The 13,680-nt window shown below is 66.4% G+C and carries 10 protein-coding genes; 2 read left to right on the forward strand and 8 right to left on the reverse strand.

Annotated features, from left to right (window positions below; translation table 11 throughout):
* Positions 1-41: 41 nt before the first annotated feature.
* Both LDO54_RS05915 and LDO54_RS05920 read right to left on the reverse strand, forming a co-directional pair.
* Complete coding sequence (locus LDO54_RS05915) at positions 42-722, reverse strand: PspA/IM30 family protein (protein WP_224007912.1); 681 nt, start codon at positions 720-722, stop codon at positions 42-44.
* Between the two features lie 347 nt (positions 723-1,069).
* Positions 1,070-1,699, reverse strand: a complete 630-nt coding sequence (locus LDO54_RS05920; RefSeq protein ID WP_224007915.1) for a hypothetical protein — start codon at positions 1,697-1,699, stop codon at positions 1,070-1,072.
* Positions 1,700-2,354: 655 nt separating this feature from the next.
* Between LDO54_RS05920 and LDO54_RS05925 the strand changes: the two genes are divergently transcribed.
* Positions 2,355-4,856, forward strand: a complete 2,502-nt coding sequence (locus tag LDO54_RS05925) for a penicillin-binding protein 1A (protein WP_224007917.1) — start codon at positions 2,355-2,357, stop codon at positions 4,854-4,856.
* A 313-nt stretch (positions 4,857-5,169) separates the two neighbouring features.
* Here LDO54_RS05925 and LDO54_RS05930 read toward each other — a convergent pair whose 3' ends face one another.
* The 4 genes from LDO54_RS05930 to LDO54_RS05945 form a co-directional block, all read right to left on the reverse strand.
* On the reverse strand, positions 5,170-5,592 hold the full coding sequence (locus LDO54_RS05930) for a hypothetical protein (RefSeq protein ID WP_405045006.1): 423 nt from the start codon (positions 5,590-5,592) through the stop codon (positions 5,170-5,172).
* A gap of 260 nt (positions 5,593-5,852) precedes the next feature.
* Positions 5,853-7,346: an efflux transporter outer membrane subunit gene (locus LDO54_RS05935; RefSeq protein WP_224007923.1), complete on the reverse strand. Its 1,494-nt coding sequence runs from the start codon at positions 7,344-7,346 to the stop codon at positions 5,853-5,855.
* A gap of 119 nt (positions 7,347-7,465) precedes the next feature.
* Positions 7,466-10,636: an efflux RND transporter permease subunit gene (locus LDO54_RS05940; RefSeq protein WP_224007926.1), complete on the reverse strand. Its 3,171-nt coding sequence runs from the start codon at positions 10,634-10,636 to the stop codon at positions 7,466-7,468.
* A complete protein-coding gene (locus tag LDO54_RS05945; RefSeq protein ID WP_224007929.1) occupies positions 10,633-11,805 on the reverse strand; it encodes an efflux RND transporter periplasmic adaptor subunit in 1,173 nt (390 codons plus the stop codon). The genes LDO54_RS05940 and LDO54_RS05945 overlap by 4 nt, the downstream gene beginning before the upstream one ends.
* 336 nt (positions 11,806-12,141) lie before the next feature.
* Here LDO54_RS05945 and LDO54_RS05950 point away from each other — a divergent pair, with 336 nt between their 5' ends.
* The gene (locus LDO54_RS05950; protein WP_224007931.1) at positions 12,142-12,774 is read left to right on the forward strand and encodes a TetR/AcrR family transcriptional regulator; all 633 of its coding nucleotides are present in this window, start codon (positions 12,142-12,144) and stop codon (positions 12,772-12,774) included.
* A 19-nt stretch (positions 12,775-12,793) separates the two neighbouring features.
* Here the strand turns inward: LDO54_RS05950 and LDO54_RS05955 are convergent, their stop codons facing one another.
* Positions 12,794-13,024, reverse strand: a complete 231-nt coding sequence (locus LDO54_RS05955; RefSeq protein WP_224007934.1) for a DUF2795 domain-containing protein — start codon at positions 13,022-13,024, stop codon at positions 12,794-12,796.
* 210 nt (positions 13,025-13,234) lie between these two features.
* Positions 13,235-13,501 (reverse strand): hypothetical protein, encoded by a 267-nt coding sequence (locus LDO54_RS05960; RefSeq protein ID WP_224007937.1) that lies wholly within the window; start codon positions 13,499-13,501, stop codon positions 13,235-13,237.
* Between the last annotated feature and the right edge of the window lie 179 nt (positions 13,502-13,680).

Raw genomic sequence — 13,680 nt, forward strand, 5'->3', positions numbered from 1 at the left:
CGCGCGAAGACCGCCGCGCCGCATCCGTCACGCGCGGCGCGTTACTGCGCCGGCGTATTGAGCTGCTTTTTCAGGGCTTCGAGGCGATCGTCCACCGACGGGCCCTTGTTCAGCGCGGCGAGCTTGTCGTCGAGCGCCTTGCCGCTCGACTGGTCCGCCGAGTTGAGGCGGGCGTCGGAGCGCGCGTTCGACAGATTCACCTTGTCTTCGAGCTTCTGGAAATCCTGCGCAAGATTCTTGCCGCCGATACCGCCGAGCGCGGTGGCCGCGACGTCCTTGGCCTGAGCGATCTGCTGCTTGGCTTGCAGGATGTTCGAGCGCGCGTTGAGGTCGTTGCGGCGCGAGCGCATGTCGTCGATCTGCTGCTTGAGCTGATCGACCGACGGTTCGAGCTTGGCGAGTTCCGCCGCGAGCGCGTCGCGTTCGGCTTCGGCCGTGGACTGCGCGCCGAGCGCTTCGCGTGCGAGCGCTTCGTCGCCCGATTGCAGCGCGCGCTTCGCGCCGTCTTCATACTTCTTCGCCTTGTCGGCGGCCACGTCGCGCTTGCTTTGCTGCATCGCGACCTGCGCCTGGATCTCGACGAGCGAGTTCTCGGCTTTCGCGATGCTGTCGTCGAGTTCGCGCACGATCTGGCGCGCGTCGCGCGACGGGTCTTGCACGGAGTCGGCGGCGTCGTTCAAGAGACCCTTGACCGTGCGAGAGATGGAGTCGAAAAGCGACATGTAATTCTCCGGTGAAATGAAATCGGCCCTACGTTTGGCGGGCCGCGATGCGGCTTGCGGCACTTGCGCGTACCTCGCATTCAGCTTACGCCGCTTTGGGCGAGCCGCGCATGCAGCGCGCAAATCGGGACGAAAGCGCCGATTGCAATAGCGTGGAAGCCTCGCGCCGGCGCAATTAACCTTTCTTTACGCTGAGCCGCGTTTCATGCGTGGCCCAGTGCGCATCGCTCGCGGATATTACACCACGGGGTCTCTTAAAAGGGACTTAAAGGCACGGCCCGCAGGGGGCGTGCGGCGCGTGCATCGGCCTGCGCGTGAGCGCGTGCGTGGCCTCTACCGGCACGCGCTCAGGCGAACTTGCCGCCCTCGGGCGCGGGGCCGTGGCGATGCGTGTCGTCTTCGTCGCGTGCGTCGTGCGGGCGGCGGGCGAACGGTGTGCCGCTGAGCGGTTGCAGCGGCTCGGTATCGGCGAAATGCAGGTCTTGCGGCAGCGCGGCGTGGGTGTCTTGCGTGGAGCTTTCAGCGGCCGATGCAGCGAGGCGCGCGACGGCTTGCGCGACTTCGTGCGCCGCGTGGCCCACGTCGTGGCTCGCGGCGAGCGGCGAGGGCGCCTCGGGCTGCGTCGCGTTGTTGTCGAGGTCTTCCGCGCGCGTATCGTTCGATGCTTGCGCGAGCGCGTCGGCTTCGTGGGCCGCCTTCGCCTCGCCGCTCGCGGCGGGCCGTATCGCGCCGCGTCCGGGCCGCAACGGTTTCGCCGCCTTGCGCAGCACTTGCGCGAGCGCGTCGGGCTGGCGCGGCGCGTTCAGACGGTCGACGATGCTGGCCGCCTTCACCTGGTCGCTGGTCGCGCTGAACGCAATCACCGCGCGGCGCATGAGCTCGCTGATGCTGATGCCGAGTTCGTCGGCCGTGGAGGAGATCGCGCGTTTCTGCGCGGGCGTGACGAAGACCACGATGCGTTCGCTGGGCTTGTTCATGATCGGCTCGCCGATGGCTCGGCGTCGGGTCGGCTTGGAGTGACCTCGGGTCCGGCGCGGAGGCGTCGGCCAGGCAGCAGCGCAATGGCCGGCCGCTCGCGCAGGGGCGTGCAGCAATCTCTCCATCATAAGACGAGACGCGCGATGCGCAACGCCAAGCTGCGCGCACGGCGCTTGCGCATCGCACAATAATGTATTGCGGATCTGGACGCGCGACGCGAATTGCGCGCGTTGATTCCGCTGCGTCTCGACACTTTCTCCACAGATCGCACGAGATGGCGCAAACGCCGTCACAGCGCCGTATTCACGGCGAATAAACAGGTCGGAATGCGCTTGTCCAGGAAACTCTTACAAAAAAAGCGCGACCGCCCCCGCCCGAATTATTTAGAATGCGCTGTTACATTTCGCGTCGATGCAGCGCACAAGGCTTTATGCGCGGGCTTCACGCGAAAGGGTGATGAAAGATTCACCTTGCAACGGCGCGCCGAACTTGCGCGCCGCGTGGCCGGACGGGGGCGTTGCCGGCCGCGTCGCGGCACCGCGCTCGGGGCGCGGCGCCGTCACATGCCGCATTGGCGCCATGACGCCATGATCGAGATCTACGCGCGCTTGCCGCGCAGCCGAGGCGCACACGAACGCGCCAATCATTCCAGTCATGCCTATCATTAAACGACCGCCTTCACCGCAGTACCCGAACGACGATCGGGAACCCTCCTTCAATCGTGGACGCGAGCCGCAGCGCCGCGACGACTCGCGCGAAGAACGGCCAAAACGCCGCTCGATCGGCGCGTCGATCGCGCTCGGCTTCTTCGGCCTGTTCGCCACGCTGGCCGTGGTGGGCGCGCTGATCGTCGGCTACGCGCTCGTCGTGATGGGCCCGCAGTTGCCCTCGCTCGACGCACTCACGAACTATCAGCCGAAGGTGCCGCTGCGCATCTATACGGCCGATCACGTGATGATCGGCGAGTTCGGCGAGGAGCGTCGTCAGCTCGTGCGCTTCGACGATATCCCCGACGTGCAGAAGAAGGCCGTCCTCGCGATCGAGGACTATCGCTTCTACGAGCACGGCGGCGTCGACTTCGTCGGCATCCTGCGCGCGGGCGTGGCCGACCTGATGCACGGCGGCGCGTCGCAGGGCGCGAGCACGATCACGATGCAGGTCGCGCGCAACTTCTTCCTCTCGAGCGAGAAGACCTACACGCGCAAGATCTACGAAATGCTGCTCGCGTACAAGATCGAGCGTGCGCTCACGAAGGATCAGATCCTCGAGCTGTACATGAACCAGATCTATCTGGGTCAGCGCGCCTACGGTTTCTCGGCGGCCGCGCGCGTGTACTTCGGCAAGGATCTCAAGGACATCACGCTCGCCGAAGCGGCGATGCTCGCGGGTCTGCCGAAGGCGCCGTCCGCGTATAACCCGATCGTCAATCCGAAGCGCGCGAAGATTCGCCAGGAGTACATCCTGAAGCGCATGCTCGATCTCGGTTACGTGACCCAGGCGCAGTACGACGAGGCCATCAAGGAGCCGCTGCACACGCGCACCGCGGGTACCGAATACAGCGTGCACGCCGAGTACGTGGCGGAAATGGTGCGCCAGATGATGTACGCGCAGTACAAGGATGAAACGTACACGCGCGGTCTCACGGTCACCACGACCATCGACAGCGCCGACCAGAACGCCGCCTACGCCGCCGTGCGCAAGGGCGTGATGGATTACGAGCGCCGTCACGGCTATCGCGGACCGGAAGGCTTCGTGCAACTGCCGCCGGCCGGCGACGACCGCGACCAGGCCATCGACGACGCGCTCACCGATCACCCCGACAACGGCGACCTCGTCTCCGCGGTCGTGATCGACGCCACGCCGAAATCGGTGACGGCGCAACTGCTCGACGGCACGCAGATCACCGTGACGGGCCAGGGACTGCGCTTCGTGGCGGCGGGGCTGTCGCCGCGCGCGTCGAACGCGCTGCGCATCAAGCCGGGCTCGATCGTGCGCCTGATCGCCGACGAGAAGAACGACTGGCAGATCGCGCAGCTTCCGCAGGTGGAAGGCGCGCTCGTCTCGCTCACGCCGCAGGACGGCGCGATCCGCGCGCTGATCGGTGGCTTCGACTTCAACAAGAACAAGTTCAACCACGTCACGCAGGCCTGGCGTCAGCCGGGTTCGAGCTTCAAGCCGTTCATCTACTCGGCGTCGCTCGAAAAGGGCCTCGGACCGGCGACCATCATCAACGATGCGCCGCTGTACTTCCCGCCCAGCTCGCCGGGCGGCGAGGCGTGGGAACCGAAGGACGACGATCAACCCGACGGCCCGATGCCGATGCGCCTCGCGCTGCAGAAGTCGAAGAACCTCGTGTCGATCCGCATCCTGTCGTTTATCGGCACGAAGTACGCGCAGGATTATGTGACGCAGCGCTTCGGCTTCGACCCGGACAAGACGCCGCCGTATCTGCCGATGGCGCTCGGCGCGGGTCTCGTCACGCCGCTGCAGTCGGCGGGTGCGTACTCGGTGTTCGCGAACGGCGGCTATCGCATCAATCCGTATCTGATCGCCGAAGTCGACGACGCGCACGGCCAGCCGATCTCGCGTGCGCAGCCGCTGGTCGCGGGCCAGAACGCGCCGCAGACGATCACGCCGCGCAACGCGTACATCATGAACAGCCTGCTGCATTCGGTGGCGACGGCGGGTACGGGTGCGGGCACCAACGTGCTGCATCGCGACGACCTGCAAGGCAAGACCGGTACGACCAACGACGCGCACGACGGCTGGTTCGCCGGCTATCAGCACACGCTGGTGGCGGTGGCGTGGATGGGTTACGACCAGCCTAAGAGTCTCGGTAGCCGCGAGTTCGGCGCGCAGCTCGCGTTGCCGATCTGGGTCGACTACATGAGCAAGGCGCTGCGCGGCATTCCGCAAGAGGAGCCGCCGATGCCGCAAGGTCTCACGACCATCGACAGCGAGCTGTACTACTCGGATATGACGCCGGGTGCGGGCTTCGTCTCGGCCATCGGCATGGACTCGGGCGTGCCGGCAGGCGCGGCCAGCGATGCGAGCGGCGCGACCGGCAGCATGGGTCCGGGCGGCATGACGCCGCCCAGCGTGACCACGAGCGAGAAGCAGCAGATCATGGACTTGTTTGAGACGAACAAGCCTTGATAAAGCGTTTAGGTGTGGTGGTCTGAGGACCGTAGTCGCACAAGGAAGTCCCTGGAACACGGCACGTCGGCAACGACGTGCCGTGTTTTGTTTTGCGCGGACAAAAGTCTTTGGCAACAACGGCTTGGGTGGGTTGCCCAGGGCTTGTCCACAGGGCTGCCAACAAAATCTGGGGATAAACCCCGCGCGCGAAAAACGTTCCGTTGTCCACAGTTTTTGTTAGCAGCCCTGTGGGTAACCTCTGGAGATCGACGCTAAGTGGCTGATCCGCAAGGCCTTGTTCGCGAGCGCGCCGCGCGAGGCAGTTTGCACCTCAAAACACATTGTTATATCGCAGACCAAACGTTTGGCCGTGCGACGCATGCGAGAACGTGACGGCCCAGTGCGTGAGCCAGGCGCCGGTTAGCGCGCCGAGCGCATCCGCGAACAAATCCTTGTACGAGAAGCCGTCGGTGCGGCAGGTGCCGTCGAGCGCCTCCTTCAGGAAGCCCGGCACTGTCCCGATCAAAGTGCCGTAAATCACCGGATGATCAGTATCGCGCGCGAGCCAGCCGCCGATCGCGCCGAACGGCACGGAGACGCCGAAGTGCGCGAGCTTGTCGGAGCCGGTCCAGCTATCTTGAGTCTGAAAGCGAAAGCCGCCATGCGAGCCGGAGCAATCGACGCCTGCGTGCGCCGCGTGAGAAACGGCGACGAGCAGGGCCAGGAAAAACGCGTATCGGGATAGGGCAGTCATGGTCGTCATGCTCGAGGTTGTGGTCCACGGGCGCGACCGTTCATGCGATCCGGCGATGCACGGACCACGCCCTTAAACTCTCCAGTGAGTTTTTATTTTCATCAGGATCGCTAAGTAATTATTTTGCGATGACCTGATTTGCTGGGGAGTTTAACAGCGACATCCCAAAAAAAGTCCTGCGATCTTTCTGTCAGAAAAACGTGAAAAGCGCCTAAAACAGGCGCTTTTCAACGAATCAGGCGGAACGCGGAAGCGCCGCGTCAGTCGCTGGAGGACGTGGCCGAAGACGAAGCGGGCGATGCCGCAGTGGCGGCGGCGTTCGAAGAGGAGACGGGATTGGCGAGCGGCGGGGTGCCCATCGCCTGAAACAGCGCCGCTGTGTCGGACAGACGCGTGCCGCGATAGCGGATTTCGTCGAGACGCGCGTTGCGCCATTGCTGCTCGCTCTGACGCACGGCGTAATACGGCAGCGCCCCGAGCTTGTAGCGCGCGTGGGTGTCGTCGTAGACGCCTTGCGCGGCCTGCGCCGAGGTGGTCGCGGCATCGAGTGCCTGCGCGTCGTGTTCGAGCGCCGCGAGGCGGTCGGCCACGTCCTGGAACGCGGCCAGCACGGTCTGCTTATACGAAGCGTTGGCCGCGTCGTACGATTGCAGCGCCGCACGCCGCTGCGCGACCAGCGCGCCGCCATGAAAGATCGGCTGCGTGAGCGAGGCGCCGATCGCCCACAGCGCGCCCACGCCGGACGTCACCATCGGCCAGCTGAAGCCCGCCTGGCCGAGGCCGGCCGAGAGCGTGATGCTCGGGTACATCTGCGCCGTCGCCGCGCCCACGTCGGCGGAAGCGGCGACCAGCGCCGCGCTTGCGGCTTCGATATCGGGCCGCGTCTTGAGCAGTTCCGACGGCACCACGACCGGCACCTGCTGCGGCAGATGCAGGCTCGCGAGATCGAGATCGGGCGGCGCGTTGTCGGGCGTGCGGCCGAGCAGCACGGCGAGCGCGTGGCGTTGCGCCGTCCATTGCTGACGCAGGCCCGGCAGGTTGGTCGCCAGCGACGCCGCGCTCTGTTGCGCGCTCAGTTGATCGGTGCGCGCCACGGCGCCGAGCGCGTAGCGCTTCTGCATCTCGTCGGCTTGCGCGTTGGCGAGCGCGATCAATTGCTCGGTCGTGTCGATCTGCGCGTGCAGCGTGGCCGCGCCCAACGCGCTCGCGACGATATTGGCCGCCAGCGCGCGGCGCGCCTGCTCGAGCTGGAACACCTGCATGTTCACGCGCGAGGCGAGCGCCGCGTTGCTCAGGCGCGTCGCGCCGAACAGGTCGAACGAATAGCGCACCTCGACGAGCCCTGCGAACACGTCGTACTGCAGCTTGTCGATGCCGAGCTGCGGAATGCCGGGCAAGCGCTGACGCTGCGCGGTGCCGAGCGCATCGACGGTCGGCAGCATCGAACTGCCGACCTGGCCGCGCAACTGTTCCTTCGCGGCTTGCAGGCTGTGGTCGGCGGCAACGAGATTCGGGCTGTTCGCGAGCCCTTCTTCGACGAGCGCATCGAGTTGCGGCGAGTCGTAGAGCGTCCACCATTGCGGCACTGGCTGCGCGCCCACCTCGAAATGCTGCGCGACGCCTTGCGCGGCGACCGTCTGCGCGGGCTGCGGCTCGGCGCCGTAATGCGCGGGTTGCGGCATCGCGGGCGGCGTGCCGTCCGGTCCCCACGAACACGCGCTCGCGAACAGCGCGGCGAGCGCGGCAGCGCTCACGCGCAGGCGGGCAACGGACGCTGCATGCCGCGTTCGGCGCACATCGCCTGCATCGCGTACATCTCGCGCCTGTTCGGCAGCGCGTTCGGCTGCATTCATCCTCGTCGGCGTGGAAACGGTCATGATGCTTTCCCCGCGTCGTGTTGCGGCTCGCCGGTTTCGCTGCTGCGCACGCGGAACGCGGTTGCGTACAGCGCGGGCAGGAAGAACAGCGTGAGCACGGTGGCGCTCGTGATGCCGCCCATCAGCGCGGTCGCCATCGGCCCGAAGAAGTTCGAGCGCACGAGCGGAATGAGCGCGAGCACGGCGGCGGCCGCCGTCAGCATGATCGGGCGGAAGCGCCGCACGGTCGCGCCGACGATGGCGTCGAAACGCGGATGCCCCGCGCCGATATCCATTTCGATCTGGTCCACGAGAATCACCGAGTTACGCATGATGATGCCGAACATGGCGATCACGCCGAGCATCGCGACGAAGCCGAACGGCTCGTTGAACAGCAGCAGCGCGACGGCCACGCCGATCAGCCCGAGCGGCGCCGTGAGCACGACCATCATCACGCGCGAAAGGCTTTGCAACTGGATCATCAGCAGCGTGAGCACGGCGATCACGAGGATCGGCAACTGCGAGTAGATCGACGTCTGGCCCTTCATGCTTTCCTCGACCGAGCCGCCCACTTCGATGCGATAGCCCGTCGGCAGCGTGGCCTGAATCGACTTGAGCTTCTTCTGCAGCGCATGCGTCACGTCGATGCCTTGCGCGCCGCGCCGCACGTCCGACTGCACGGTGATGGTGGGCTGCCGGTCGCGCGACCAGATCACGCCGTATTCGAGCGAGTTCACGAGATGGCCGAGCGCGCCGAGCGGCACCGCGCCGTTCGGCGTGGGCATGGCGAGCGCGAGCATGTGCGCGGGATCGACGCGCTCGTTGGGCGGCGAACGCAGATCGACGCTGATCAGCTTGTCGCGCTCGCGATACTGCGTGACCGTGTAGCCCGAGTAGGTCATTTGCAGGAAGTTGGCGACGTCCTGCGAACTTACGTTGAGCGCGCGCGCCTTCTGCTGGTCGATCTCGAAGTGCAGCGAGCGTTCGGCCGGTTCGTCCCAGTCGAAGCTGACGTTCTCGGTGCGCGGATCGGCGCGCATGTCGGCGGCCACGCGATCGGCGATGCCGCGCACGGTCGCGATGTCGTCGCCGCTCACGCGGAATTGCACCGGATAGCCCACGGGCGGGCCGTTCTCCAGCCGCGAGAGGCGCGTGCGCACGGCCGGAAAATCGTTGCGCAGCTTCGTTTCGAGCCAGTCGGCGAGCTTCTCGCGATCCTTCACCGACTTCGCCGTGATGACGAACTGCGCGAAATTCGGCTGCTGCAATTGCTGGTCGAGCGGCAGATAGAAACGCGGCGCGCCGGTGCCGACGAAGTCGATCGAATGATCGATTTCCGGGCGGCCCTTGAGCGCTTCTTCGAGCCGCTTCGTCTGGCGCAGCGTGGCATCGAACGACGCGCCTTCGGGCAGGCGCACGTCGACGAGCAGTTCGGGCCGGTCGGAGCTTGGGAAGAACTGCTGCGGAATCAGCGTGAAGCCCGCGAGCGCCACGACGAATAGCACGAGCGTGAGGCCGAGCACGACGAAATTGCGCTCGATGCACCAGCCGATCCAGCCGCGCAGGCGATGGTAGAAGCGCGTGTCGTAGATGTCGTCTTCGTGATGGTCGTTGTGTTGCGCGCCGTGTTGCGCGTTGGCGTCGTGCTTGCGCTCGGGCAGCAGCCGGTAGCCGAGCAGCGGAATCAGCACGACGGCCGCGAACCACGAAGCGATCAGCGCGATCGCCGAGACCTGGAAAATCGAGCGCGTATATTCGCCCGTGCTCGATTTCGCGAGCACGATCGGCAGGAAGCCCGAGACGGTGACGAGCGTGCCCGTGAGCATCGGGAACGCCGTGCTCGTGTACGCGAAGGCGGCCGCGCGCGTGCGGTTCCAGCCCTGCGCGAGCTTCACGGCCATCATTTCGACGGAGATGATGGCGTCGTCGACGAGCAGGCCGAGCGCGAGCACCAGCGTGCCGAGCGAGACCTTGTGCAAGCCGATGTCGAACAGGTACATCACGAGCGCGGTGACGGCCAGCACGATCGGAATCGTGATCACGACGACCATGCCCGTGCGCACGCCCAGCGAGACGAGGCTCACGACCAGCACGATGCCCACGGCTTCGGCCACGGCTTCGACGAAGTCGTCCACGGAATGCGAGACTGCGTCGGGCATGCTCGACACTTCGGTGAGCTTGAGGCCCGCAGGCAGTTCGGCGCGCAACGCGTCGACGCGCGTATCGAGCGCCTTGCCGAGGCGGATCACGTCGCCGCCCGGCTGCATCGTGATGCCGATGCCGAGCACGGCCTTGCCGTCGTAGCGCATCTGCGTGGCGGGCGGATCGTCGTAGCCGCGCCGGATCGTGGCGATGTCGCCGAGCCGGAAGCTGTGGCCGTTCACGTTGATGAGCGTGTCGGCGAGCGCCTTGAGATCGGTGAACTGGCCGCTCGGGCGCACGAACACGCGGTCGTCGGCGGTCGTGAGCGTGCCCGCCGCCGCGACGCTGTTCTGCGCGCCGATCACCTGGCCGATCTGCGTGGGCGAAATGCCGAGGCGCGTGAGTTGCGCGTTCTGAATTTCAATGTAGATGCGCTGGTTCGGATCGCCGAAATAATCGACCTTGCCCACGTCCTTCACGCGCAGCAGTTCCTCGCGCAGCTTGTCGGCGTAGTCGTGCAGTTGCGCGGGCGAGAAGCCGTCGCCTTCGAGCGTGTAGATGTTGGTGTAGACGTCGCCGAATTCGTCGTTGAAGAACGGGCCTTGCACGCCTTGCGGCAGCATCGGCGCGATGTCGCCGACTTTCTTGCGCACCTGATACCAGGTCTCGCGCACCTCGCTCACCGGCGCGGAATCCTTCATCGTGAAGAACACGAGCGACTCGCCCGGTCGCGAGTAGCTGCGCAGGAAGTCGATATACGGCGTTTCCTGGAGCTTGCGGCCGATGCGGTTCGTGACTTCGTCCTCGACCTGGCGCGCGGTGGCGCCGGGCCAGTAGGTCTGGATCACCATCACGCGGAACGTGAAAGGCGGATCTTCGGACTGCGAAAGACGCGTGTACGACAGCGCGCCGAAAATCGTCGCGAGCGCGATCACGAAGATCACCAGCGCCTGATGGCGCAGCGCCCAGGCGGAGAGATTGAAGCGGCCTTCCTGATGATCGGCGCCCGGCTCGCGGTTGCGTTCCTGCTCGGGAACCTCGCTCATGACGCGAAATCCTCGGGATGCAGCGGCGCGACCGGATGCACCTTCTCGCCGACGGTCACTGTGTGCACGCCCTGCACGACGATGCGCTCGCCGTCCTTGAGGCCGTCCGTCACGGTGATGGTGCGCGCGTCATAGCGCGAGACGCTCACGCGGCGAAGTTGCAGCACGTTGTCCGCGCCTTGCACGATCCAGAGCGCGGGCGCGTTGCCGTCGTGGAAGAGGGCGGTCGCGGGCACCGTGTACGCGTCCTGACGCGCACCGTTCGCGCCCATGGCGGCGCTGGCCGGCGCGAGCGCGATGTTCGCGGTCATGCCGAGACGCACGTCGGCGTCGGGATGTTCGAGCGTGAGCTTCACGCGCCACGTGCGGCTTTGCGGATCGGCGGCGGCGGCGAGCTCGCGCACCTTCGCGGCGTAGCGGCGGCCCGGCAGCGCGGGCAGCGTGACCTGCGCCGTATCGCCGGTATGCAGGTCCGCGATGGCGTTTTCGGGCAGATCGCTCACGACGTCGATATCGCCGGTCCAGGCGAGTTGATAGACGGCCTGGCCCGCTTGCACGTTCTGGCCGGTGTCGGCGTTTTCGGCGGTGATGACGCCCGCGTGATCGGCGACCAGTTGCGTGTAACGGCGCTGATCCTGCGCGAGCGCGAGCTGCTGTTTGGCCTGATCGCGTTGCGCAAGCGCCGACGCGTACGCATCCTGGGTCTGCTCGAACTGCGCGCGCGCGATGAGATTGGCTTGCGACTGTGCGGTATCGCGATCGAGCTGCTGCTTCGCAAACACGTAGCGATGCGCGGCGGCGTCGTACTGCGCCTGGGCGCTCGCGGCGTTCTTGTCGTAATCGCCCGGATCGAGACGCGCGAGCAACTGGCCGGGCTTCACGCTGTCGCCCAGGCGCACGGTGCGTTCGATGATCTTGCCGTTGACGCGGAACGACAGCGGCGTGGTATTGCGCGACTGCACGGTGCCCGGATAGCTGGCGCTCGCGCCGTGCGCGTCCGGGTGGACCGTCATCGAGACGACGGGGCGCGGCTCGGGCGCGGCGGCTTGATGCTTGCCGCAGGCTGCGAGCCCCGCGAGCGCGCAGCCCGCCGCGACGACCGCGAGGCGGCGCACGACCCGGCGCAAGGTGGGAGGAAATTCGACGAAAACGGGGTATTGCCCGCGCATCCTGCTCGATGCGCCACGACCGCAACGATTCACATGGACCTCGACACACCTGGATCGCGCGCCGGGCCGGATCGAATGCACCGGAGCCGCCGCGCCGCCGCTGAGTCGGTCCGCGCGGGGCGCGGGGCGCGCCTCGATGTCTCCTCCGCTGCGCGTCAACCGGTCTCAGATGATGGTTTGCATTCTAATACAACGCTGTATCTGAATACACGATTGAATCCGAGGAATGATTCAGTGCTAGACTTCGGCGATCGCAATTTCATTCGGAACGCATCGTTCCGGCGATGTTTTCCCAGCGGTTTCCCCACTCGTTTCTCGCATCGTTATCGACACGCCATGGCACGCCAGACCACCGGGCACAAGCGCCTCACCCGCGAAGAAAGCCGCGACCAGACGCGCGAGCGCCTGCTCGACGCCGCGCAGGCGATGTTCATGAAGAAGGGCTTCGTGGGCGCGAGCGTGGAAGACATCGCGGTCGCGGCTGGCTATACGCGCGGCGCGTTCTACTCGAACTTCGGCAGCAAGGCCGAACTGCTGGTGGTCTTGCTGCGGCGCGATCACGAGGCGATGGAAGGCGAGCTGCGTTCGATCTTCGAGACGCCCGCCACGCGCGAGGAAATGGAAGCGCGCGTGCTCAAGTTCTACAGCCGCCTGCCGCAGGACAACAAGATGTTCCTGCTGTGGGTCGAAGCCAAGCTGCTTGCGGCGCGCGACGCGCGTTTCCGGGCGCGTTTCAACGCGTTCATGAAGGAAAAGCGCGAGCGCCTCGGCGCCTATATCTCGGAGTTCTCGGCGCGCGTGGGCACGCCGGTGACGATCGCGCCGGACCTGATGGCGCTCGGGCTCATGGGCCTGTGCGACGGCGTGCAATTCCTGGCCACGGCCGATCCGCAGCACGTGACGCCGCCGGTGGTGGAGGAAGTGCTGGGCCGCTTTTTCGCGCGCGTGGTGTTCGGCCGCGACGCCTGACGGGTGCGCGCGGCGCGCCTCAAATGCCGAGGCCAGGGCCGTAATTGCTGCCGATCAGCTGCGTGACCGAGGCCACGTCGTGGTAATCCTGCTCGGGCATCCCGTCGAGGATCGCCAGCACTTCGTTGCTTGCGCCCGCCGCGCGCGCGGCGTCCACGAGATCGTCCTTGTTGGCGGGCCAGCGCACTTCGCGCAGGACGTCGGTGAACTGGAGATCGATCGGTTCTTCGGGGATGCGGGAGGCGGACATGCGGCGAATCCTTGCTGAACGGGCTGAAGTTCCCGGCAGCGGCGAGGGCCGCCGGGCGAGCGGATGATGGCTTCGCGGACCGCGCCTGACGTTCATGGCGTGCATGGCGGTCCGGTCCGCGGGCGTCGCCGCACAAGCATACACAATCCACGCCGGAATCCGCCGCAGGCTGCGCGGCCGCTCCGGCGGGCGGGCACAGCCGCGTTCGGATCAGGTCTGGAGATGCACGTCGGGCGTGAGCACGTGGTCGAGGCGGTGCGACTTAGGCAGGGTCAGATATTCCCAGCGCTGCGTGCTCGTGGAGGCGGGCACGTCGGGCGCGGGTGGCGCCACGGGCACATCGGCCATTGGAGAGCGTGCGGACGGCGCCATCGCGTGCGCGCTGGCGCGGTCGATCTGGGCATCCTGTGTGCGGACCGGCGCGGCGAAACACGACGCGGACAGCAGCACGGTGGTCATCAGCGTCGAGGTTTTCATCGCTCGACCTCCTTTCCTCATGCGGCCCGAGGGTCGCAGCAAGTGCCGTACCGCGTCGGTGCGCCCCTGCGTCCGAGCGATGCGGCGACCGCTGCCGGCGGGCGAGATCCATGACGGCGAGCGTCATGGCGAACCCGGCGGCGAAGCGGCTCAGCGCGGCGCGTGCGGATGGCGGGCGA

Source organism: Paraburkholderia tropica, assembly GCF_914484835.1.
Lineage (GTDB): Bacteria > Pseudomonadota > Gammaproteobacteria > Burkholderiales > Burkholderiaceae > Paraburkholderia > Paraburkholderia tropica_A.

Bases quoted from the DNA above. Each gene is read 5' to 3' on its own strand.
- LDO54_RS05930 (WP_405045006.1), bottom strand. From the start codon at position 5,592: ATGACTGCCCTATCCCGATACGCGTTTTTCCTGGCCCTGCTCGTCGCC.
- LDO54_RS05915 (WP_224007912.1), bottom strand. From the start codon at position 722: ATGTCGCTTTTCGACTCCATCTCTCGCACGGTCAAGGGTCTCTTGAAC.
- LDO54_RS05940 (WP_224007926.1), bottom strand. From the start codon at position 10,636: ATGAGCGAGGTTCCCGAGCAGGAACGCAACCGCGAGCCGGGCGCCGAT.
- LDO54_RS05950 (WP_224007931.1), top strand. From the start codon at position 12,142: ATGGCACGCCAGACCACCGGGCACAAGCGCCTCACCCGCGAAGAAAGC.
- LDO54_RS05960 (WP_224007937.1), bottom strand. From the start codon at position 13,501: ATGAAAACCTCGACGCTGATGACCACCGTGCTGCTGTCCGCGTCGTGT.
- LDO54_RS05925 (WP_224007917.1), top strand. From the start codon at position 2,355: ATGCCTATCATTAAACGACCGCCTTCACCGCAGTACCCGAACGACGAT.
- LDO54_RS05945 (WP_224007929.1), bottom strand. From the start codon at position 11,805: ATGCGCGGGCAATACCCCGTTTTCGTCGAATTTCCTCCCACCTTGCGC.
- LDO54_RS05920 (WP_224007915.1), bottom strand. From the start codon at position 1,699: ATGAACAAGCCCAGCGAACGCATCGTGGTCTTCGTCACGCCCGCGCAG.
- LDO54_RS05955 (WP_224007934.1), bottom strand. From the start codon at position 13,024: ATGTCCGCCTCCCGCATCCCCGAAGAACCGATCGATCTCCAGTTCACC.